General features: G+C 66.0%; 23 protein-coding genes. 22 read left to right on the forward strand and 1 reads right to left on the reverse strand.

Going from position 1 to position 19,871, the window contains the following annotated elements; translation table 11 throughout:
• Positions 1-41: 41 nt before the first annotated feature.
• The gene (locus tag AWB95_RS15555; RefSeq protein WP_062541077.1) at positions 42-347 is read right to left on the reverse strand and encodes a hypothetical protein; all 306 of its coding nucleotides are present in this window, start codon (positions 345-347) and stop codon (positions 42-44) included.
• Positions 348-505: 158 nt separating this feature from the next.
• Here AWB95_RS15555 and AWB95_RS15560 point away from each other — a divergent pair, with 158 nt between their 5' ends.
• The 22 genes from AWB95_RS15560 (at position 506) to lpqS (ending at position 19,778) form a co-directional block, all read left to right on the forward strand.
• The gene (locus tag AWB95_RS15560; protein ID WP_062541076.1) at positions 506-841 is read left to right on the forward strand and encodes a hydrogenase maturation nickel metallochaperone HypA/HybF; all 336 of its coding nucleotides are present in this window, start codon (positions 506-508) and stop codon (positions 839-841) included.
• 12 nt (positions 842-853) lie between these two features.
• Entirely contained in the window at positions 854-1,627 is a 774-nt protein-coding gene (gene hypB / locus AWB95_RS15565; protein WP_062541075.1) for a hydrogenase nickel incorporation protein HypB, read from the forward strand.
• A 338-nt stretch (positions 1,628-1,965) separates the two neighbouring features.
• Positions 1,966-3,021 (forward strand): NADH-quinone oxidoreductase subunit B family protein, encoded by a 1,056-nt coding sequence (locus tag AWB95_RS15570; protein WP_062541074.1) that lies wholly within the window; start codon positions 1,966-1,968, stop codon positions 3,019-3,021.
• A 39-nt stretch (positions 3,022-3,060) separates the two neighbouring features.
• Positions 3,061-4,854 carry a nickel-dependent hydrogenase large subunit gene (locus AWB95_RS15575; RefSeq protein WP_085168378.1) on the forward strand — a complete coding sequence of 598 codons (1,794 nt, stop codon included), beginning with the start codon at positions 3,061-3,063 and terminating at the stop codon, positions 4,852-4,854.
• A gap of 3 nt (positions 4,855-4,857) precedes the next feature.
• Positions 4,858-5,742, forward strand: coding sequence for a NifU family protein (locus tag AWB95_RS15580; protein ID WP_085168379.1), 885 nt, complete (start codon positions 4,858-4,860; stop codon positions 5,740-5,742).
• A complete protein-coding gene (locus AWB95_RS15585) occupies positions 5,739-6,365 on the forward strand; it encodes a DUF5947 family protein (RefSeq protein ID WP_062541115.1) in 627 nt (208 codons plus the stop codon). Before AWB95_RS15580 ends, AWB95_RS15585 begins: the two co-directional genes overlap by 4 nt.
• Positions 6,362-7,009, forward strand: coding sequence for a DUF6084 family protein (locus tag AWB95_RS15590; RefSeq protein WP_062541116.1), 648 nt, complete (start codon positions 6,362-6,364; stop codon positions 7,007-7,009). Before AWB95_RS15585 ends, AWB95_RS15590 begins: the two co-directional genes overlap by 4 nt.
• Positions 7,006-8,358 (forward strand): hypothetical protein, encoded by a 1,353-nt coding sequence (locus tag AWB95_RS15595; protein WP_062541117.1) that lies wholly within the window; start codon positions 7,006-7,008, stop codon positions 8,356-8,358. Before AWB95_RS15590 ends, AWB95_RS15595 begins: the two co-directional genes overlap by 4 nt.
• Positions 8,346-8,465 carry a DUF6893 family small protein gene (locus AWB95_RS24150; protein ID WP_099539621.1) on the forward strand — a complete coding sequence of 40 codons (120 nt, stop codon included), beginning with the start codon at positions 8,346-8,348 and terminating at the stop codon, positions 8,463-8,465. The genes AWB95_RS15595 and AWB95_RS24150 overlap by 13 nt, the downstream gene beginning before the upstream one ends.
• Before the next feature lie 19 nt (positions 8,466-8,484).
• A complete protein-coding gene (locus tag AWB95_RS15600) occupies positions 8,485-8,979 on the forward strand; it encodes a hydrogenase maturation protease (RefSeq protein ID WP_062541118.1) in 495 nt (164 codons plus the stop codon).
• Between the two features lie 3 nt (positions 8,980-8,982).
• A complete protein-coding gene (locus AWB95_RS15605) occupies positions 8,983-9,243 on the forward strand; it encodes a HypC/HybG/HupF family hydrogenase formation chaperone (RefSeq protein ID WP_062541119.1) in 261 nt (86 codons plus the stop codon).
• A 1-nt stretch (position 9,244) separates the two neighbouring features.
• Positions 9,245-11,578 carry a carbamoyltransferase HypF gene (hypF, locus tag AWB95_RS15610; protein ID WP_085168380.1) on the forward strand — a complete coding sequence of 778 codons (2,334 nt, stop codon included), beginning with the start codon at positions 9,245-9,247 and terminating at the stop codon, positions 11,576-11,578.
• Positions 11,575-12,291, forward strand: a complete 717-nt coding sequence (locus AWB95_RS15615) for a HypC/HybG/HupF family hydrogenase formation chaperone (RefSeq protein ID WP_062539505.1) — start codon at positions 11,575-11,577, stop codon at positions 12,289-12,291. The genes hypF and AWB95_RS15615 overlap by 4 nt, the downstream gene beginning before the upstream one ends.
• Entirely contained in the window at positions 12,291-12,953 is a 663-nt protein-coding gene (locus tag AWB95_RS15620; RefSeq protein ID WP_062539506.1) for a D-sedoheptulose-7-phosphate isomerase, read from the forward strand. Before AWB95_RS15615 ends, AWB95_RS15620 begins: the two co-directional genes overlap by 1 nt.
• Positions 12,953-14,065, forward strand: a complete 1,113-nt coding sequence (hypE, locus tag AWB95_RS15625) for a hydrogenase expression/formation protein HypE (protein WP_084707046.1) — start codon at positions 12,953-12,955, stop codon at positions 14,063-14,065. The genes AWB95_RS15620 and hypE overlap by 1 nt, the downstream gene beginning before the upstream one ends.
• Positions 14,066-14,081: 16 nt before the next feature.
• Positions 14,082-14,354: a HypC/HybG/HupF family hydrogenase formation chaperone gene (locus tag AWB95_RS15630; protein WP_062539507.1), complete on the forward strand. Its 273-nt coding sequence runs from the start codon at positions 14,082-14,084 to the stop codon at positions 14,352-14,354.
• 8 nt (positions 14,355-14,362) lie between these two features.
• Positions 14,363-15,493, forward strand: coding sequence for a hydrogenase formation protein HypD (hypD, locus tag AWB95_RS15635; protein ID WP_062539512.1), 1,131 nt, complete (start codon positions 14,363-14,365; stop codon positions 15,491-15,493).
• Positions 15,490-16,242: a DUF6390 family protein gene (locus tag AWB95_RS15640; protein WP_269745727.1), complete on the forward strand. Its 753-nt coding sequence runs from the start codon at positions 15,490-15,492 to the stop codon at positions 16,240-16,242. Before hypD ends, AWB95_RS15640 begins: the two co-directional genes overlap by 4 nt.
• A 215-nt stretch (positions 16,243-16,457) precedes the next feature.
• Entirely contained in the window at positions 16,458-17,576 is a 1,119-nt protein-coding gene (gene nicT / locus AWB95_RS15645) for a Nickel transporter NicT (protein WP_062539509.1), read from the forward strand.
• Between the two features lie 235 nt (positions 17,577-17,811).
• On the forward strand, positions 17,812-18,111 hold the full coding sequence (locus tag AWB95_RS15650; RefSeq protein WP_062539510.1) for a PE family protein: 300 nt from the start codon (positions 17,812-17,814) through the stop codon (positions 18,109-18,111).
• An 11-nt stretch (positions 18,112-18,122) separates the two neighbouring features.
• Positions 18,123-19,334 carry a PPE family protein gene (locus AWB95_RS15655; RefSeq protein WP_085168381.1) on the forward strand — a complete coding sequence of 404 codons (1,212 nt, stop codon included), beginning with the start codon at positions 18,123-18,125 and terminating at the stop codon, positions 19,332-19,334.
• Between the two features lie 54 nt (positions 19,335-19,388).
• Positions 19,389-19,778 carry a putative copper homeostasis (lipo)protein LpqS gene (lpqS, locus tag AWB95_RS24210; RefSeq protein WP_476638859.1) on the forward strand — a complete coding sequence of 130 codons (390 nt, stop codon included), beginning with the start codon at positions 19,389-19,391 and terminating at the stop codon, positions 19,776-19,778.
• Positions 19,779-19,871: the final 93 nt, after the last annotated feature.

Below are 19,871 nucleotides of genomic sequence, written 5' to 3' on the forward strand. Positions count from 1 at the left end.
CGGTCGTCTGGAGTAATCCGGTAGTCCATGGGTGGTCCCGATCAGTGGGTGTGCGGCCACGGGTCGTCAATCGGCCAGCGGCATCGATCGGTGTGGACCGCCATCGACTCCAGCTCGGCGAGCAGATCGTCGAAGAACGCTTGCAACTGTTGCGGGTCGTCGAGGGGCCACTCCGCGGAGAGCGACATCCACACATCGGGTTCAACCGCGGGCCGAACACCGCTGCCCGCTTTGCCCGGCGGCACGATCCGCCACTCGTATTCGTCGCCGCGCCGGGCGAGATACACGATGTCATCGCGACCGGGGCGCGCCGCCTCGATCGAGGCGAACAACTCGTCACGCTTCATGGTGCGCCCCGCCGGGTTCAGGATAGCGCTGCCATTCCGCCAGATCGCGTGGCAAGCCGTTGCGGATAGTTGGCCTCCGGCGACGAGCTGCCAGGTGTAGAACGGTGTTCATGGGCCTGCCGGCGATCAAGGCTCTGTGGGAATGGCGGTGAGTCACCGTGCATGAGCTGTCGCTGTGTCAGGCCATTGCAGGGGTGGTCAAACCGTATGCCGACGGCCGCCATGTCGACGTCGTCCGTGTGCGGATCGGCGCCCTGCGTCAGGTGGTTCCCGAATCGCTGTCGTTCTGCTGGACGCTTGTCCGCGATTTCGAGGACATGCCCGACGCCGAGCTGGAGCTGGAGTTCGTCGCCGCGGAGGTGCACTGCCGGTCATGCGGACGGCGCTCGACGGTTGCCTCGCAGTGGTGTTTGTTGTGCCCGCTCTGCGAGAGTGGGGACGTCGAGGTGCTGCGCGGTGACGAGTTTTTGGTGACCTCACTGGACGTTTCATGAAAGGCGCTCACCATGGGTAGGTTTCATCGCCACGACGACGGAACCGTGCACACCCACGACCACGACGACGCGCCGCACACCCACGAGCACGACCACGGGGACCACAGCGGCTACGACACCGGCACGCAGCGCATCGACGTGCTGGAGTCGATCTTCGCCGAAAACGACATCCGCGCCGGCTATAACCGGGAGGCGTTCGAGCGCAACGGGGTTCGAGCCCTCAACCTGATGAGCTCACCTGGCTCGGGCAAGACGACGATCTTGGAAGCCACCCTCGACGAACTCGCCGGCGAGTTCGCGGTCGGGGTGATCGAAGGCGACATCGCCACCGACCTCGACGCGGCCAAGCTCGGTGGCCGCGGCGCTCAGATATCGCTGCTGAACACCGGCAACGGATTCGGCGGTGAATGCCACCTCGACGCGCCGATGGTCAACCGCGCGCTGCAGGGTCTGGACCTGGGCACGCTGGATCTGGTGATCATCGAAAACGTCGGGAATCTGGTGTGCCCGGCAGAGTTCGACGTCGGCGAGCATGCCAAAGCCATGGTCTACTCGGTGACCGAAGGTGACGACAAGCCACTGAAGTATCCGGTGATGTTCCGCGCCGTGGATGTGGTGCTACTCAACAAGATCGATCTGGTCCCGTATCTGGACGTCGATGTCGACACGTATATCGCCCGCGTCCGCGAGGTCAACCCGACTGCGACGGTTCTGCCGGTCAGCGCCCGCACGGGCGCCGGCATGCCGGCATGGTTCGGCTGGCTGCGGCGATTCGTGGCGGGGTGACGGGGCGGGTCCCAGAGTTCGTGACCGGTGAAAGGGAATGACTCGATTACCTTTTCAGATGCAATCGATTCGCAGGACCACGGAACGACCCGATTAATTTGACACGTGAAAAGCAGCGCCCCGCCGCTGATGATGTGCGTTCAGGATACCCTGTCCCGCGGCGAGATACGGCGAATTCGATAAGCCCATCAAAGGTTTTCACGATTGCCGAAAGCCGTTGACAATGCAACTAGACGGGAGTAGACCCGAAAATTAGCGCCGCGTAAGCGGGCCGACCGTCGACCCCGGCGGTGTCAGGGGCCACAGCCCAGAGCCCCCTGGCCCCGGAAAGCTGCGGTATGCCAACGGAAGCAGCAGTCAAGGCAGAAGAAACATTGATCCACGTCCTGTGGATCAACGCGGGTCTGAGTTGCGATGGCGATTCGGTGGCGTTGACTGCCGCCACCCAGCCCAGCGTCGAGGAGATCGCGCTGGGCGCCCTCCCCGGTCTGCCCAAGATCGCCGTCCACTGGCCACTGATCGATTTCGAATGTGGGCCCACCGGTGGGGCCGACGATTTCCTCGAGTGGTTCTTCAAAGCCGATCGCGGCGAACTTGAACCATTCGTCTTGGTCGTCGAGGGATCGATCCCCAACGAGGCCATCAAGAGCGAAGGCTATTGGTGCGGGTTCGGGAACAACCCCGCGACGGGACAACCGATGACCACCAGCGAGTGGCTGGACCGGCTTACGCCCAAGGCGACCGCGGTGGTCGCGGTAGGGACCTGCGCCACCTATGGCGGCATTCATGCGATGGCCGGCAACCCCACCGGGGCGATGGGTGTACCGGACTACCTCGGGTGGGACTGGAAGAGCAAGGCGGGAATCCCGATCGTCTGCGTCCCGGGCTGCCCGATCCATCCGGACAACCTGTCCGAAACGCTGACTTACCTGCTGTACATGGCCACCGGACAGGCGCCGATGATCCCGCTCGACGACGCGCTGCGGCCGCAGTGGCTGTTCGGCCACACCGTGCACGAAGGTTGCGACCGGGCCGGCTACTACGAGCAGGGCGACTTCGCCACCGAGTACGGATCTCCCAAATGCATTGTGAAGCTTGGATGTTGGGGTCCAGTCGTCAAATGCAACGTACCCAAACGCGGCTGGATCAACGGTATTGGCGGTTGCCCCAACGTCGGTGGCATCTGCATCGGATGCACCATGCCGGGATTCCCGGACAAGTTCATGCCGTTCATGGACGAGCCGCCGGGCGGCAAAGTTTCGACAACCGCGTCTGGGCTTTACGGCTCGCTGATCCGCAACCTGCGCGGCATCACCGGGCGCACCGTCGACAAGGAGCCGCGCTGGCGGCACAAGGGCACCGAACTCACCACGGGCGCCCGGCGCACCTGGTAGCGGCCCAAACGCTCACCACAGATTAGAGAGTGAATTTCGATGACAACGATCATCCCCGAGCCGTCCCAGGCCAAGCGCGAACCCGGCCAACTGGTGGAGATGGCCTGGGACCCCATTACCCGGATCGTCGGCAGCCTGGGCATCTACACCAAGATCGACTTCGACAACAAAGAAGTAGTCGAATGCCACAGCACGTCGTCGATCTTCCGTGGCTACTCATTGTTCATGAAGGGCAAGGATCCTCGCGACGCGCACTTCATCACCAGCCGCATCTGCGGGATCTGCGGTGACAACCACTGCACATGCTCGTGTTACACCCAGAACATGGCCTACGGGGTCAAGCCGCCGCATTTGGCCGAGTGGATCGTCAACCTCGGCGAGGCCGCGGAATACATGTTCGACCACAACATCTTCCAGGAGAACCTGGTCGGCGTGGACTTCTGCGAAAAAATGGTCTCCGAAACCAATCCGGGCGTGCTGAGCAAGGCCGAGAACACCCCGGCGCCGCACGCCGACATGCACGGCTACAAGACGATCGCCGACATCATGCGGTCGCTCAACCCGTTTTCCGGCGAGTTCTACCGCGAAGCGCTGCAAACCAGCCGCTACACCCGGGAAATGTTCTGTCTGATGGAGGGCAGGCACGTCCACCCCTCCACGCTGTACCCCGGCGGGGTCGGCACCGTCGCGACAGTTCAACTGATGACCGACTACATGACCCGGCTCATGCGCTACGTCGAGTTCATGAAGAAGGTCGTTCCCATGCACGACGACCTGTTCGACTTCTTCTACGAAGCGATCCCCGGTTACGAGAAAGTCGGCCTGCGCCGCACGCTGCTGGGTTGCTGGGGTTCTTTCCAGGATCCTGAGTACTGCAACTTCTCCTACAAGGACATGGAGTCGTGGGGCCGCAAGATGTTCGTCACGCCCGGGGTGGTCGTCGACGGCAAGCTGGTCACCACATCGCTGGTCGACATCAACCTCGGCATCCGGATCCTCTTGGGCAGTTCGTATTACGACGACTGGACCGACCAGGAGATGTTCGTCAAGACCGACCCGCTGGGCAATCCGGTGGATCGTCGTCATCCTTGGAACCAGCACACCAACCCCCACCCGCAGAAGCGGGACATGGACGGCGGCAACTACAGCTGGGTGATGTCCCCGCGCTGGTTCGACGGCAAAGACCACCTCGCGCTGGACACCGGCGGCGGGCCGCTGGCCCGGCTGTGGGCAACCGCGCTGGCCGGCTTGGTCGACATCGGCTACGTCAAGTCGACCGGACAGAGCGTGCAGATCAACCTGCCCAAGACCGCGCTCAAGGGACCCGTCGAACTGGAGTGGAAGATCCCGCGGCACGGGTCCAACACGATCGAGCGCGACCGGGCGCGGACCTACTTCCAGGCCTATTCGGCGGCCTGCGCACTGCACTTCTGCGAGCAGGCACTCGGCGAGATCCGGGCCGGCCGCACCAAGACCTGGGAGCGCTTCGAGGTGCCCAAGGAAGGCATCGGCTGCGGGTTCACCGAGGCGGTGCGCGGAGTACTGAGCCATCACATGGTGATTCGCGACGGCAAGATCGCCAACTACCACCCCTACCCGCCCACGCCGTGGAACGCCAACCCGCGCGATGTCTACGGCACGCCGGGACCGTACGAGGATGCGGTACAGGGCCAGCCGATCTTCGAGGAGAACGACCGAGAGCACTTCAAGGGCATCGACATCATGCGCACGGTGCGCAGCTTCGACCCGTGTCTGCCCTGCGGGGTGCACATGTATTTGGGCAAGGGCAAGACGCTGGAGCGGTTGCACTCGCCGACCCAAGCGACGGAGTGATGCATGGCAGATCGCCCCGAGCAGTCACAGGGGGACGCGCAATGGCGCACGGCGGGCGATCGGATCCAGACGCTGCTGGACGCGACCTCGACGGGCGGGGTGGCCGCGCGTGAGCGCGCCGAACAACTGGTCCGCGAGGTAGTCGGACTCTACGGTGCGGCCCTGTCGCGGATCGTGGATCTGGTCGCGGACGCGGCGGTGATCGAACGGCTGGCCGGCGACGACTTGGTGGCCAGTCTGCTGCTGGTGCACGGGCTGCACCCGCACGACGTGCACCGCCGAATCTCCGATGCGCTGGACCGGGTGCGTCCATACCTGGGGTCGCACGGCGGGGACGTGCACCTGCTCGAGATCGTCGGCGATACGGTGCGCCTTCAGTTCTCGGGCAGCTGCAAGAGTTGTCCGTCGTCGGCGGTGACGCTGGAGTTGGCCGTCGAGGACGCGATTCGCGCTGCGGCACCCGAAGTTTCGTCGATCGAAGTCATCGCCGCCGATGCCGACGCGGTGATCCCGGCGGAGTCCCTGCTGACCAAGGTCCATTCCAACGGCAGTGGGCCGCAGTGGCATCCGGTGCCCGGCTTTGCCGAGCTCGCGCCCGGCGAAATCGGCGGCTTCGTGGTCGCCGGGGTGCCGGTGCTGGCATGCCGGGTAGGTGACCGGCTCTACGCCTACCGCGACCACTGCCCGGGCTGCGAAGGTTCGCTCGCGGGCGCGCAACTGCAGGACGCACTGTTGCGGTGCCCCCGCTGTCACGCCCGTTTCGACGTCGTGCACGCGGGTGCCGGGCTGGACGACACGACAGCACACCTGGATCCCATCCCACTCCTGGTGCGTGACGGGGTGTTGTCGCTAGCGGCTCCCGCCGAGTCGACGGGTGTGTCGGCATGACCAGTCCCTACGACGTCTTGGCCCGCATCAGCGGCAACCGCCGTGCGCCCGAGCCTGCGGGTCAGCGGTGCGAGATGTGCTCGGAGTGCATCGCCGATGCGCATCAGCACGTCGTGAACATTGCTGCCCGCCAGCTGATGTGCGTCTGCCGCGGGTGCTATCTGTTGTTCACCGACTCCCAGGCCGAGCTGCGCTACCGTGCAGTGCCCGACCGGTATCTGGCTTTCCCGGACTTCGCGCTGGATCGCCGCGCGTGGGAGGCGCTGCAGATTCCCGTGGGGCTGGCGTTCTTCTTCCGCAACTCGGCGCTGGACCGCACTGTTGCGTTCTATCCGGGGCCGGCGGGAGCATGCGAATCCGAACTCGACCTCGACGCGTGGACCGCGATCAGTGCCGCCGAACCTCGAGTGAGCCTGGTCGCCGACGACGTCGAGGCTCTGCTGGTGCGCGTGCCCGAGGAGGGACCGCCCCTGTGCTATCTGGTCCCGATCGATGCCTGCTACGAATTCGTGGGCCGGTTGCGAAAGTTGTGGCGCGGCTTCGACGGTGGGCAGGAGGCTCGCGAGTACATCGACGAATTCTTCGCGACGCTGGCCTCGCGCAGTGTGGAGCGACGACGATGAGCGCAGCAGATCTGGCGTTCGCCGTCGTCGACGTCGCCCCGGAACCATACGCCGTCACCCCTGCGCTGACTGCGCGTGTCGACGTTTCGACGTCCACGCAGGAACAGGTGCACGCGATCGCACTGCGCTGCCAGGTACGGATCGAGCCCTTGCGGCGCGGCTATTCCGATGACGAGGCTGCCGGACTGACCGATCTGTTCGGGCCCCGGGAGCGCTGGGCAACCACCCAGCGCACATTCCTCTGGCAGCACTGCACCGCGATGGTGCCGGGGTTCACCGGTGCCACCGACGTAACGCTCTCGTTGCCGTGCACATACGACTTCGAGGTCGCCGCGGCCAAGTACTTCCACGCGTTACGGGACGGCGCCGTGCCGCTGCTTTTCCTGTTCAGCGGAACGGTGTTCAGGGCCGGCACGCGTGGCTTGTCCGTCCAGCAGGTGCCGTGGGACTGCGAAGGCCGCTACGACATGCCGGTGGCGGTGTGGCGGGATCTCATCCGGCAGCACTACCCCGACAGCGGGTGGGTGCGGCTGGGCCACGACACGGCGACGGCGCTGGCCGCCTACAAGTCGGTGCACGGCCTGTTGTCGATCGACGACGCCATCACCGCGCTGCTGGCAACGGCTCGCCAGGAGGTCCCATGAGCACCGGTTGGGACCGGGCCCGCGCGGTTGCCGACGCGGTGCTCTACGAGGGTTACCTGCTCTACCCGTACCGCGCCTCGTCGAGCAGGAACCAATCACGTTGGCAGTGGGGCGTTCTGGGCCCACCGGGTGCGGTCGAGGCGGGCGTCGGCGAGGACGACGGGCTCTCGGCGCAATTCCTGGTGGCCGCCGATGCCATCACGCTGGTGCTGCGCTTCCTTCACCTTCAGCACCGGGGAGCCGAACAAGACACGGGCGGTGGGCGCTACCGACCGGTCGACGAGCTGAGCACGCCGTCCGGCCGCTGGCTTTCCTGGGATGAGGCTGTCGAACGTGAGTTGTCTTTCGGGCCTTTCGAACTCGACGAGCCGGACCGTCGATGGACGTTGCCGGTGACGGTGTCGTCGGGAACCGACATCGAGGCGGTCCCAGGTGGCAGGCTGGTGCGCACCCGCCAAGAAGTACGCGCGTCGCTGACCGTCGACGTCGAGCGTGACCACGGCCTGGACCGAGTCACGGTGTCTGTGCGCAACGGCGGCACCGCAGCGACCGACAAGCACGACGCCATCGCCAGATCGCTGATCGGCACTCACCTGATCGTCGACGCCGTTGGCGGAGAATTTGTTTCGTTGCTGGAGCCACCGGAATCCGCCTCGGTCGCCGCCGCGCGCTGCCGGCAACACCGGTGCTTTCCGGTGCTGGCGGGCCCACCCGGCGAGCACGACCTGCTGCTGATCTCGCCGATCATCCTCTACGACCACCCCGAGATCGCCGAGCAGAGCGAAGGCGCACTCTACGACGCCACCGAGATCGACGAGATCCTCACCTTGCGAGTGATGACCATGACCGAGGAGGAGAAGGCGCAGGCCCGCGCCACCGATCCGCTGGCTGCGCAGATCATTGACCGCTGCGACGCGATGTCGCCGGAGGCGATGCAGCGCCTGCACGGAGTGCTGCGCGATCCGCACACTGGCAGCGCAGCCGGCCGGCCCGGACTGATTCCCGAGATACCCGACGGTGTGCAGTGGTGGGATCCCTTGGCCGACAACGCAGTCCGCCCCGACAGCGATGCCGTCCTGGTGAACGGTGTGCGAGTGGCGCGCGGCAGCCGGGTGCGGCTGCACCCGGCCCGACGTGCCGACGCCCAAGACCTGTTCTTCTCGGGCAAGACCGCTCGCGTGACCTCGGTACACGAGGACGTCGACGGCAACCAGCATGTCGGAGTCGTGGTCGAAGACGACCCGGCAGCCGAGCTGCATGACTGGTACGGCCGCTACCTGTACTTCGCGCCCGACGAAGTCGAACCGCTCGAAGCTCACGAAGAAAGGAAGCCGACATGGAGATCTTAGGTTGGGTGTTCATAGCCATCCTGGCGGCGATCGGATTGATCGCGATTGGTTTAGGGCTGCGATCGGTTCCGGATGCCAGACGGTATCTGAAGATCCGGCACATGTAGCGGAGTCATCGTCGGCGTAATGACGTCCCGCATCTTGATAGCCGGGATCGGCAACATCTTCCTCGGTGACGACGGCTTCGGTCCCGAGGTGATGCGCCATGTGTGTGATCGGGTCGACGGCTCAGATGGGTTGCGCGCCACCGATTACGGAATCGGGGGCATGCACTTGGCTTACGACCTCCTTGAAGGTTGGGACGCCCTGGTGCTCGTCGACGCGCTGCCCAACCGGGGCTCACCGGGCACGCTCCACGTCTTCGAGGCCGACCATGGCGAGCACGAGTTGACCCCGGCGCTGGATGCGCACGGCATGGACCCGGCAGTGGTGTTCGCGAGCCTTCGGGCCCTTGGCGGCGTTGCTCCCCGGACTGTCGTGGTGGGGTGCGAAGTTGCCGACGTCACTGACGGCATCGGCTTGAGCGAGCCCGTCCAAGCCGCCGTGCCGGGCGCGGTGACGGCGGTCGAGTCGGCGGTGGCGATGCTGCGCGCCGCGGACCACAGCCTGCGAGAGGTTTGACAGATGTGTCTGGGGATCCCGGGTCAAGTCGTCCAGATGCTCGACGGCTACGACGGACAACTCGCGCTGGTCGACGTCGCCGGCGAGGCCCGCAAGGTCAATGTGGGCATGCTGCCGGATGAGACGTTAGTTCCCGGTGACTGGGTGATCATCCACATGGGCTTCGCCGTCGAGAAAACAGACCGGGCCGGCGCCGAGCAGGCAATGGCCGGTCTCGAGCTGATGGGCCGGAGCCGCGACGCACCGCTGCCGGGCAGTGGTTGATGTGACCGACACGTTGTTGCGATCGGGCGATGTTCGGCAGCGGTTCACCGTGACCGGTGTCGTTCAGGGAGTGGGTTTTCGTCCGTTCGTGCACCGGATTGCCAGCGAACTGGGCCTGGCCGGGTTTGTCGGAAACGATTCCGGCGCGGTGTTTCTCGAAGTGCAAGGTCCGGCCGCTCGCATTGACGAGTTCGGCCGCCGGCTGCGTGCGGAGGCGCCGCCACTGGCCAAGATCACCGGAGTCTGCGTCGTCGACGCCGAGACCACGTGCGATGCGGGATTCCGCATCGTCGACAGCCAACCGGCTGCCGGAGCCACCACGCCGATTCCGCCCGACATCGCGGTCTGCGACGACTGCGTGCGGGAGCTGTTCGACCCCGGGGACCGGCGTTACCGGCACCCGTTCGTCACGTGCACCAATTGCGGACCGCGGTTCACGATCATCCGGGCGCTTCCCTACGACCGCCCGGCCACGACGATGTCGGCGTTCCCGATGTGTGAGCGCTGCACGGACGAATATCACAACCCGGCGGATCGCCGCTTCCACGCGCAGCCGATCGCCTGCCCCGATTGCGGTCCGTCAATCTGGTTCTGCTCGGACGCCGGCCGGGTCGACGGCTCGGACGCCGCGCTGGCCGCCACCCAGCGGACGCTGGCCGGCGGGGCCGTGGTGGCCATCAAGGGCATCGGCGGCTACCACCTGGCCTGTGCCGTTGCCGACGAGACGGCCGTCGGTGCGCTGCGTACCCGAAAGATGCGCGGCGCCAAGCCGTTCGCGGTGCTGGTGCGTGACCTCGACGTGGCGCGCCGCTTCGCGTGGATCGACGACACCGAGGCCGCGATCATGTCCAGCCCGGCCCGCCCCATCGTATTGGTGCGGCGGCGCCCCGATGCGCCGGTCGCCGAGGCCGTCGCGCCCGGTAATCCGTTGCTGGGATTGATGTTGCCGTACTCCCCCATTCATCACCTGCTGCTCGCGGCCATACCCGCCGTCGACACACCGGTGCCCGATGCGCTGGTGCTGACCAGCGCCAACCGGTCCGACGAGCCTCTCTGCTTCACCGAAGACGATGCTTTGCGGCGACTTCCGCCGCTGTGCGACGCGGTGCTCGACCACAACCGGTCGATCCATGTGCCCTGCGACGACTCGGTGGTACGCGTCCTCGACGGCCGGGAACTGCCGATCCGGCGTTCCCGTGGTTATGCGCCGCTGCCGGTCGACCTCGGCCGTGAGGGTCCCACCGTGCTGGCGGTGGGGGGCGAACTGAAGAACACCTTCTGTCTCACCGATGGCCCGCGCGCGTTCATGTCCGGGCACATCGGCGACATGGAAACACTCGAGACGTTGCGGGCATTCGAACGCGCGGTGGGTCAGCTCAGCGAAATCCGGCATCAACCAATGCGATTGGCCGCCGATCTGCACCCGGGCTATCAGACCCGCGCTTGGGCCGAGCGGCACGCCGGCGACCGCCCGCTGGACCTGGTGCAGCACCACCATGCGCATGTCGTCTCGCTGCTGGCCGAGCACGGCCGACTAGGTGAACCGATTATCGGTGTCTCCTTCGACGGCACCGGATACGGCTGCGACGGGACGATTTGGGGCGGGGAGATTCTTGCCATCGGTCGCGACAGCCACTGTTTCGTGCGGGTCGGACACTTGTTGCCGGTGCCGCTGCCGGGTGGCGATGCCGCCGTGCGCAATCCGTGGCGCATGACGCTGTCACAGCTATGGATGGCCGGTATCGCATGGACCCCGGATTTGCCGCCGGTCACCGCGGCCACCCCCGCCGAGCTGTCCGCCGTGCGCTCCCAGCTGGACACCGGTGCGGGCTGTGTGCCGTGTTCGAGCATGGGCCGCCTCTTCGATGCCGTCGCCTCCCTGCTGGGGGTGCGGCACCGGATCGACTACGAGGCTCAGGCCGCGATCGAATTGGAGGTGCTAGCCGAAACCGCCGGCGCGATCCAGTTGCGAATGGACGTGCACGACGACGGGGTGATCGACCCGCGCGGCATGATCCGCGCGATGGTGTCGGAGCTGCGTGCGGGAGCCGAACCGGCGGCGCTGGCGGCCGGCTTCCACGAGGCGGTCGCGAACGCCGTCGCCGAGGCGGTTGCCCTGGTCGCCGGCCCGCTGCAATTAGTGGGCCTCACCGGCGGGGTGTTCCAGAACGTCCTGCTGCTGCGCGCATGCCGAGAACGGCTGCAGCAGGCGGGATTCGAGGTTCTGACTCATCACACGGTGCCCCCCAACGACGGTGGCCTCGCGCTCGGCCAGGCGGCCGTTTCCCTGCTGACCGCGCTTGATGCGCAATCAGATTCTGTGGAGGCCCAATGACTACCACCGCGATTGACCGTGGGCTCGGCGCCGACCTGACCTCCGATCTCGCCGCTACCGCGCTCACCCTGGCCAGGCGGTTCGCGGCCGGCGCCACCATGTGGTCCATTGCACCCGGTTGGGAACCGCACGCCCTGCACATCGCGGTCGAGTTCATCCATCCGGTGATCGTCGGCAAGCGGGCGTTGCCGGCAGTCGCGTTGACCGGGCCCGACGTGGTGGACCTGGTAAGGGTTTCGGTCCGTCCCGGCGACATCGTGGTCGGCGTCGTCGGCGCCGACAATCCCGAGGTGGCTTCGGTGATGCGTCGATGCCCGGCCTGGGGTGCCACCACCGTCTGGATCGGCAGCGGTGAACGGCCGTCGACCGGAATGGCGGATCACGTGCTGTGGCTCGACGACCCCGACCCGCGCGTCCCGGCGACCGGTGGGTTCGTGCTGTTCTACCACCTGTTGTGGGAACTGACCCATGTTTGTTTCGAGCACCCGGGACTACTGAAAGCTCCTGCCGCAGAAGAGGTCTGCACGACCTGTAGCGACGAGGGCCGCCTCGGTGAGGTGACCGCGGCGTCGGCGGACGGCATCGCCGAGGTGCGCACCGCCGGCGGGTTCGAAACGGTTGCGACCGCGCTGGTCGAGCCGGTCGTGCCAGGCGATCTGGTGCTCGTACATGCGGGGACGGCGATCAGCAAGCTGACCGAGGAGGACGTCTGATGAGTGACGAGCCCACCAATTTCCTGTACCCGTTCATCGACGCGCAGGAAGACGACGCCACGTCGCTGCTGGCCGACCTCACCGCGTCGGCGCAGGCCAAGGCGGCCGAAAGCCTGGCGCTGCGCCGGTCCACGGTGGACTCCAATGCGGAACTGTTGGCCATTGCCGCCGGCGAGATGGCGCGCCGCTTCGCGGCCGGGGGGCGGTTGTTCACCTTCGGCAACGGCGGCAGCTGCACCGATTCCACGACGCTTGCGAAACTGTTCGCCCGACCGCCGCTGGGCAAGCCGCTGCCGTCCTGGTCGCTGACCGCCGATCAGGCGATCCTGACAGCGCTGGGCAACGACGTCGGATACGAGCTGGTGTTCGCCCGGCAGCTGATCGCACGGGCGAAGGCGGGCGACATCGCGATCGCGATGTCGACCAGCGGCAGCTCGCCGAATCTGATGGCGGGGCTGAAGGAAGCGCATAACCGTGGCATGTACACCATCGGTTTCGCCGGATACGACGGCGGGGCGTTCGCCAAAAGCCCAGATGTGGACGCTTGCTTCGTCGTTCGTTCGCAAAGCGTGCACCGCATCCAGGAAGCCCAAGCGCTACTGGGCTACGAGCTGTGGCTGGCCGTGCACGAACGGCTGGAGACACCGGGAATGGTGGCCTGATGAGCAGATCCGCACGCGAATACCTGGCGTCGGGACCGAAATTCGCCGAGAGCGATGTGATCGAGCGGATCGAGTCGTTCCGCAGACGGCGGCCCCGGTTGCTCGACGACCACGTGACGTTGGCGCACGGCGCCGGCGGAAAAGCCTCGGCGGCACTCGTCGACGCGGTGTTCCTGGACGCGTTTCGTAACCCGCTGCTCGAGTCGCTTGGCGACGGCGCCGTCATCGCCTTACCCAGCGGCGAGCGGATGGTGTTGTCGACGGATTCGTTTGTGGTGCAGCCCAGGCGTTTTCCCGGAGGCTCGATCGGCGAGCTCGCGGTGCATGGCACCGTCAACGATCTTGCCGTGGCCGGTGCTGTGCCGCAATGGATTTCGGCAGCGTTCGTGCTCGAGGAAGGCTTGCCGATCGCCGAGCTGAAGGAGATCGCCGCCGACATGGCCGCCGCCGCGGCGGCCAGTGGAGTGCAGATCGTCACCGGTGACACCAAGGTGGTGCCCAACGGCGCGGCCGACGGCCTGTTCATCACCACCACCGGCGCCGGCGTCATTCCGGCGGGACGGCAGTTCTCGGCGGAGTCGGTCCGCGTCGGCGACAAGGTGCTGCTGTCCGGATCGATGGGCGATCATGGGATGGCGGTGATGCTAGCCCGCGGTGATTTGGCGATCGAGGCGGATATCCGCTCGGACACCGCCTCGGTGAGCCCGCTGGTGGAGCTGCTGCTGGCCGCCGCACCGTCCACCCGGTGGCTGCGCGATCCGACCCGCGGCGGCGTGGGCACCGTCTGCAACGAACTGGCCCAGTCCTGCGGTCTCGGGGTGCTGCTCGAGGAGGAAAAACTGCCGGTGCACCCGATGGTGGCCGGCGCCTGCGAACTACTCGGCATCGACCCGCTCTACGTCGCCAACGAAGGCAAGTTCGTCGCCGTCGTCGCACCGCAGGAAGCCGAAGCCGGACTGGCCGCGCTGCGGTCGCATCCGTTGGGCGCCGAGGCGGCCGAAGTCGGCGAGATCATCGCCGAACCAGAGGAGACCGTCGTGGTACGCACCGGGTTCGGCGGTACCAGGATCGTCGACATGCTCGTCGGTGACCCACTGCCGCGGATCTGCTGACGAGGAGAGAACCGAAATGTGTCTTGGGATTCCCGGCCGGGTCGTCGAAATCACCGACCCTGCCAACTATTTAGCGAAGGTCGACGTCAGCGGGGTACAGCGCACGATCAGTGTGCGGCTGCTGGAGAAGGACATGCCCGAGCCCGACGACTGGGTGCTGATCCACGTCGGCTTCGCGATGGCCAAGATCGACGAGACCGAGGCATTGCTCACGCTGGCCGCGGTCAAAAAGATGGGTGACGCCTACGCCACCGAGATGGAAGCCTTCGACAAGTCCGCGATCGTCTAGGAGTGACCATGAAATTCGTCGACGAGTTCCGCGATCCGGCGGCGGCCCGCAAACTGCTGGTGGCCATTGAGCACCTGGCCGACGGCGGCGAGCACTTCAAATTCATGGAGGTCTGCGGCGGGCACACCCACACCATTTATCGGCACGGCATCGAACACATGCTGCCGGAGAACGTGGAGCTGGTCCACGGCCCCGGCTGCCCCGTGTGCGTGATCCCGATGGGCCGCGTCGACGACGCGATGTGGCTGGCCAAGCAACCCGACGTGATCTTCACCTGCTTCGGCGACATGATGCGGGTACCCGGCTCGGACGGCAGCCTGCTGGACGCCAAGGCGCGCGGCGCCGACGTACGGTTCGTGTACTCGCCGTTGGACGCGCTCAAGATCGCCGTCGACAACCCGGGCAAGCAGGTGGTGTTCTTCGCGATCGGTTTCGAGACCACCGCGCCGTCGACCGCGGTGACGCTGGTGCGAGCACGCGATCTGGGCTTGCGTAATTTCAGCGTGTTCTGCAATCACGTCACGATCATTCCGCCGATCAAGGCCATCCTGGAATCGCCGGACCTGCGGCTCTCAGGGTTCATCGGTCCCGGTCACGTGTCGACCGTCGTCGGGAACCGGCCGTATCGATTCGTGCCCGAAGTCTACGGAAAGCCTTTGGTGGTCTCGGGATTCGAGCCGCTGGACATCCTGGCGTCGGTCGCGATGTTGTTGACCCAGATCCGCGAGGGCCGCTGCGAGGTGGAAAACCAGTACAAGCGCGTGGTGCCCGAAAACGGCAACCCGGCGGCGCTGGCGCTGATGGGCAAGGTGTTCGCGCTGCGCCCGCACTTCGAATGGCGCGGGCTGGGCTTCATCTCGCAGAGCGCGCTGCGGCTGCACGACGACTTCGCCGAGTTCGACGCCGAGCTGCGCTACGACATGCCCGGCGTGCGGGTCGCCGACCCCAAGGCGTGCCAATGCGGTGAGGTGCTCAAGGGTGTGCTCAAGCCTTGGGAATGCAAGGTTTTCGGCACCGCCTGTACTCCGGAGACCCCGATCGGGACCTGCATGGTGTCACCCGAGGGCGCGTGCGCGGCCTACTACAACTTCGGGCGCATGCACCGCGACGCGGTCAAGCTGGTGGGCTCCAGGACGTGACCGTGTCGGTTGATACGCGGGGGGCGGAAATGTTCGCCCGCTACGCGTACGCGCCCAATGCCCTCGGCTTTTGCGGTCCGCCCCTGGGCGCAACGCTGCGGGACGGTTCGGCAGAAGAGGTGCGCACGGCGGCGACGATGTTTTCCGGCGCCTGGCCATATCTGCAGGTGTTGTCGACGATGACCGGTATCGCCGACCCGCTGGACTACCGGCTCGTCGAATCGTATTGGCACGGCGGCGGTGTCGGTGCCGACCTGGACCCGAAGGCATTCTTCGACGAGCTGCTCGCCATCATCGGTCCGCAGGCGGGCCGTTACTGGTCGCATCTCGGGCCAGATTTGGCATGTGAGGCGGCCGCCAATCACTGTTTCCATGTGTTCGGGGTCTACCCGTGGTCGCGGTTGCTGGGCCAAAAAGGGGGAAGCCTCGACGAGCATCCGCGAAGCATCCTGGACAATTGCCGAATCACATGGGGCACAGTAGTTTCCCGCGGCGGCGGCACTGTCGAGGTGTCGTGCCGACGCCTGCTCTGGGACGGCCGTGCACTGGAGCTCTCGGAGCCGTCGCCGCGTTCACTCGATATCTGGGTGGACGGATACAGCGCGGTGCCCGACGTGGCCGTCGGGGACGACGTCGCAATCCACTGGGGCCGACTATGCGGGCAACTGCGCCCCGAGCAGATCGAGGCGCTCGCGGTCAGCACGGCCCGTCAGTTGCGAGTGACGAACCAGCGGCTGGTGCAGGCGTAGGTTCGTGGCGACCATGCAAGACCTGGCCCATGCCTGCACCCCCGTGATGATCGCGGATTTTCTGGGGAACGTCGAGCAATGCCCGCGGCTGTGAGCCGCATTCACGGCCTACTTGCGAGAAATTTGCAGAATACTTGCAAATCGCATGCATGAAGGCGCGGCGTGCGTTACCGTCGTCGCGGTCGGGGTTTTCTTCTCAGCGCAGGAGAAGCGACATGGCCGGTGATGCGCTCACCCGCCAGAAATCGTCGTGGTCGGGGCCGCGGGCTGCTTTGACGCCCAACGAGTGGTTGCACCTGGGCGCGATGTCCGCGGTGATCGTCGCGCTGCACGTCGTCGGCTGGTGCACCCTGGTGCTCATCGTTGCGCCGGCGCACTTTTCCTTCGGAGACAAGGCATTCGGTATTGGCATCGGTCTCACCGCCTACACACTGGGGCTGCGGCACGCTTTCGACGCCGACCACATCGCCGCCATCGACAACACCACCCGCAAGCTGATGAACGACGGGCAACGCCCGCTGGCGGTCGGGTTCTTCTTCTCGCTGGGCCACTCGTCGGTGGTGTTCGGGCTGGCGCTGCTCTTGGCGATCGGCGTCAAAGCCATCGTCGGGCCGGTCAAAGAAAACTCGTCGGCACTGCATCACTACACCAGCCTGATCGGCACCAGCGTCTCGGCCGTCTTCCTGTACCTGATCGCCGCCATCAACGTGGTCATCCTGGCCGGGATCCTGCGGGTGTTCGCCCGGATGCGTCGCGGCGTCTACGACGAAGCCGCGTTGGAAGAGCAGTTGAACAATCGCGGATTCCTCAACCGGTTCCTGGGCCGGTTCACCAAGTCGATCACCGCGTCGTGGCACATGTATCCGGTGGGCGTGCTGTTCGGGCTCGGTTTCGACACCGCCACCGAGGTTGCGCTGCTGGTGCTGGCGGGCACCAGCGCGGCCGCCGGCCTGCCCTGGTATGCCATCCTCTGCCTGCCGGTGCTGTTCACCGCCGGAATGTGCTTGTTGGACACCATCGATGGCTCGTTCATGAACTTCGCCTACGGCTGGGCGTTTTCCAATCCGGTGCGCAAGGTCTACTACAACATCACCATAACCGCGCTCTCGGTTGCGGTCGCTCTGCTCATCGGCAGCGTCGAGCTGCTGGGCCTGCTCGCCGACCAACTCGGCTGGAGCGGCCCGTTTTGGGACTGGGTTGGGGGCATCAACCTCAACGCGGTCGGCTTCGTGATCGTCGGGCTGTTCGTGGTGACCTGGGTTGTCGCCTTGGCTATTTGGCGTTACGGACGCATCGAGGAGAAGTGGAGCCTGCAGGCCGAACGCGTCGGCTGAAACGCGTCGACAAATCGGTCTGGATTGATGTCAGGCCGCGTTCACCACCGTGCCACATGCGGTACTCACTCACACGGTGCACGGGCACCGCCGCAAATCACTGACCGTACCGTTTCGTTCGGTCCCGGCACGACGCCGTCAGCGTGACATAGCTTGCGACTAGCCAAATCTCGGGCAGGCCTGTGTCTTCATCGGCTGTGTCGGGGTCGATCTTGTACTCCGAGGGAGCCGTTCAATGTCATTCGTCAACATCGTACCCGAAATGCTGTCTGCGGCAGCAGATAACCTGCAATCTGTCGACTCGGCAGTGAGTGCCCAGAACGCCGCAGCGCTCGCCCCCACCACCGGGCTGATTCCCGCTGCTGCTGACGAGGTATCAGCGCTGACCGCAGTGCAATTCTGCGCGCACGGCCAGCTGTACCAAGCGGTCAGCGCCCAAGCGTCCGCGATTCATCAAACGTTCGTGACGATTCTGGCGGCCAGCGCCGCTTCGTATGGCCTCACTGAGGCCGCCAACGCGGTCTGCACGAGCTAGGGAGGGTAGCAATGGATTTCGCAGCATTGCCGCCGGAGATCAACTCTGCCCGGATGTATGCCGGCGCGGGCTCGGGACCGTTGTTGACCGCGGCAGCGTCCTGGCATGCTCTTGCCAACGAGTTGTCCTCGGCTGCCGGAGATTACGGCTCAATAGTTGCCAGCTTGGTTGACGGGCCGTGGCGCGGCCCGGCGTCGGCGTCGATGGTGGCCGCCGCCGCTCCCTACGTGGCCTGGATGGGGCAGGAGGCCGCACAGGCTGGGCATGCTGCAATGCAGGCCCAAGCGGCTGCGGCTGCTTATGAAACCGCGTTCGCGATGACGGTGCCGCCACCGGTGATCGCCGCCAACCGAGCACTGTTGGCTTCGCTGGTTGCCACGAATTTCTTGGGTCAGAACACTCCGGCCATCGCAGCGACCGAGGCTCACTATGCCGAGATGTGGGCACAGGATGCCGCGGCGATGTACGGCTACGCCGGATCCTCGGCGGCGGCGTCGACGCTGACACCATTTGTCACCCCGCCGACAACTACCAACGGCGCGGGAGCCGCCGCGCAGGCCGCTGCGGTCGCTCAGGCGGCGGGCACCGCGACGCCGACGGCCTTGTCGCAGTTGACGTCTGGGATACCTCGAACACTGCAAAACCTCGCATCGCCCTCGGCGTCGTCCTCGGGGCTTTCGGGAATCCTGGGCCTACTGACAGGAGGATCCTCGGGCAATACAGCGCTGGACAACTTTTGGAATACCTGGGGTCCGAACGCCAACATCTGGAACACGATTTTCTCGTCCGGGTTCTACATGCCGAGCAACACGATGGCGCCGTTTTTGGGTCTACTGGGCGGTGCGGCGGCTGGCGAGGCGGCTGCCGGAGAGGCGTTGGCGCCGGCCGCGGCGGTAGACGGTCTCGGTGGTGCGTTGGCGGCCCCGCTTAATGGACTGGGCGGGCTGGGAGGTCTTGGCGGCGCCGTGTCGGCGGGGCTGGGCCAGGCCGGTTCGATCGGGGCATTGTCAGTCCCGCCGACGTGGACGGCGCCGATCGGCGCGGCCGCCTCGGCGTTGCCGAACGTCGGCCCGGGCAATGCCCCAAGCGTTGCGGCAGGTGGTCCGGCGAGCATGCTCGGCGGGATGCCGCTAGCCAGTGCGGCCGGGCATGGCGTGAGCGGTGCCATGCCTCGGTACGGGTTCCGCCCGACGGTGATTGCACACCCACCGGCCGCCGGCTAGCCGCCGGATCGGTTGCGCTGTCGTTCCCCTGCGCGCTGCTAGATTTGAGGCACTGTGAATCACAGCGACGCGCCAAGACCGTCACGGTCCACCATCGCCATTGCCGCGGTGGTAGGCGTGCTCGCTGCCGTGGCCGGGTGCTGGCTGCTGCGACTCGAACGCGCCACACCTGACCCGGTGACTTCGCTTGGGGTTGTGAGCGTCGAGCAGGCGCATCTCGACCACGCGTCGGCACCGATAAGCCATGCGCCGTTCAAGTCCGCGGGCCTGCATCGCGATCGGCCACCGACTCCGCTGCGCGTGATGCCGGTATCGCAGGCGTCGTTGTCATCAGTTTTGCCGCTGTCCATCTCGTGCCGGGCGGATGGGGCTCCGGCGCGCGCCCCAGCAACGGATCATTCCGGCCGAGATCTCTTGACCCACTTCTGCATCGCCCGTCGCTGATCGGTCAGCGCCGTGCCGTCGTGTGTCGACGGCCGGTGATCGCTGACCCCGCGAAGCGCCGGCTCGCGACGCGGTGACCGACGCCCGTAGTCA

The sequence above is a fragment of the Mycobacterium celatum genome (genome assembly GCF_002101595.1).
In the GTDB taxonomy this organism is placed as follows: domain Bacteria; phylum Actinomycetota; class Actinomycetes; order Mycobacteriales; family Mycobacteriaceae; genus Mycobacterium; species Mycobacterium celatum.

Coding starts and splice junctions, on each gene's coding strand:
- AWB95_RS15555 (WP_062541077.1), bottom strand. CDS start 347: ATGAAGCGTGACGAGTTGTTCGCCTCGATCGAGGCGGCGCGCCCCGGT.
- hypB (WP_062541075.1), top strand. CDS start 854: ATGGGTAGGTTTCATCGCCACGACGACGGAACCGTGCACACCCACGAC.
- AWB95_RS15570 (WP_062541074.1), top strand. CDS start 1,966: ATGCCAACGGAAGCAGCAGTCAAGGCAGAAGAAACATTGATCCACGTC.
- AWB95_RS15575 (WP_085168378.1), top strand. CDS start 3,061: ATGACAACGATCATCCCCGAGCCGTCCCAGGCCAAGCGCGAACCCGGC.
- AWB95_RS15580 (WP_085168379.1), top strand. CDS start 4,858: ATGGCAGATCGCCCCGAGCAGTCACAGGGGGACGCGCAATGGCGCACG.
- AWB95_RS15585 (WP_062541115.1), top strand. CDS start 5,739: ATGACCAGTCCCTACGACGTCTTGGCCCGCATCAGCGGCAACCGCCGT.
- AWB95_RS15590 (WP_062541116.1), top strand. CDS start 6,362: ATGAGCGCAGCAGATCTGGCGTTCGCCGTCGTCGACGTCGCCCCGGAA.
- AWB95_RS15595 (WP_062541117.1), top strand. CDS start 7,006: ATGAGCACCGGTTGGGACCGGGCCCGCGCGGTTGCCGACGCGGTGCTC.
- AWB95_RS24150 (WP_099539621.1), top strand. CDS start 8,346: ATGGAGATCTTAGGTTGGGTGTTCATAGCCATCCTGGCGGCGATCGGA.
- AWB95_RS15600 (WP_062541118.1), top strand. CDS start 8,485: ATGACGTCCCGCATCTTGATAGCCGGGATCGGCAACATCTTCCTCGGT.
- AWB95_RS15605 (WP_062541119.1), top strand. CDS start 8,983: ATGTGTCTGGGGATCCCGGGTCAAGTCGTCCAGATGCTCGACGGCTAC.
- AWB95_RS15615 (WP_062539505.1), top strand. CDS start 11,575: ATGACTACCACCGCGATTGACCGTGGGCTCGGCGCCGACCTGACCTCC.
- AWB95_RS15620 (WP_062539506.1), top strand. CDS start 12,291: ATGAGTGACGAGCCCACCAATTTCCTGTACCCGTTCATCGACGCGCAG.
- hypE (WP_084707046.1), top strand. CDS start 12,953: ATGAGCAGATCCGCACGCGAATACCTGGCGTCGGGACCGAAATTCGCC.
- AWB95_RS15630 (WP_062539507.1), top strand. CDS start 14,082: ATGTGTCTTGGGATTCCCGGCCGGGTCGTCGAAATCACCGACCCTGCC.
- hypD (WP_062539512.1), top strand. CDS start 14,363: ATGAAATTCGTCGACGAGTTCCGCGATCCGGCGGCGGCCCGCAAACTG.
- nicT (WP_062539509.1), top strand. CDS start 16,458: ATGGCCGGTGATGCGCTCACCCGCCAGAAATCGTCGTGGTCGGGGCCG.
- AWB95_RS15650 (WP_062539510.1), top strand. CDS start 17,812: ATGTCATTCGTCAACATCGTACCCGAAATGCTGTCTGCGGCAGCAGAT.
- AWB95_RS15655 (WP_085168381.1), top strand. CDS start 18,123: ATGGATTTCGCAGCATTGCCGCCGGAGATCAACTCTGCCCGGATGTAT.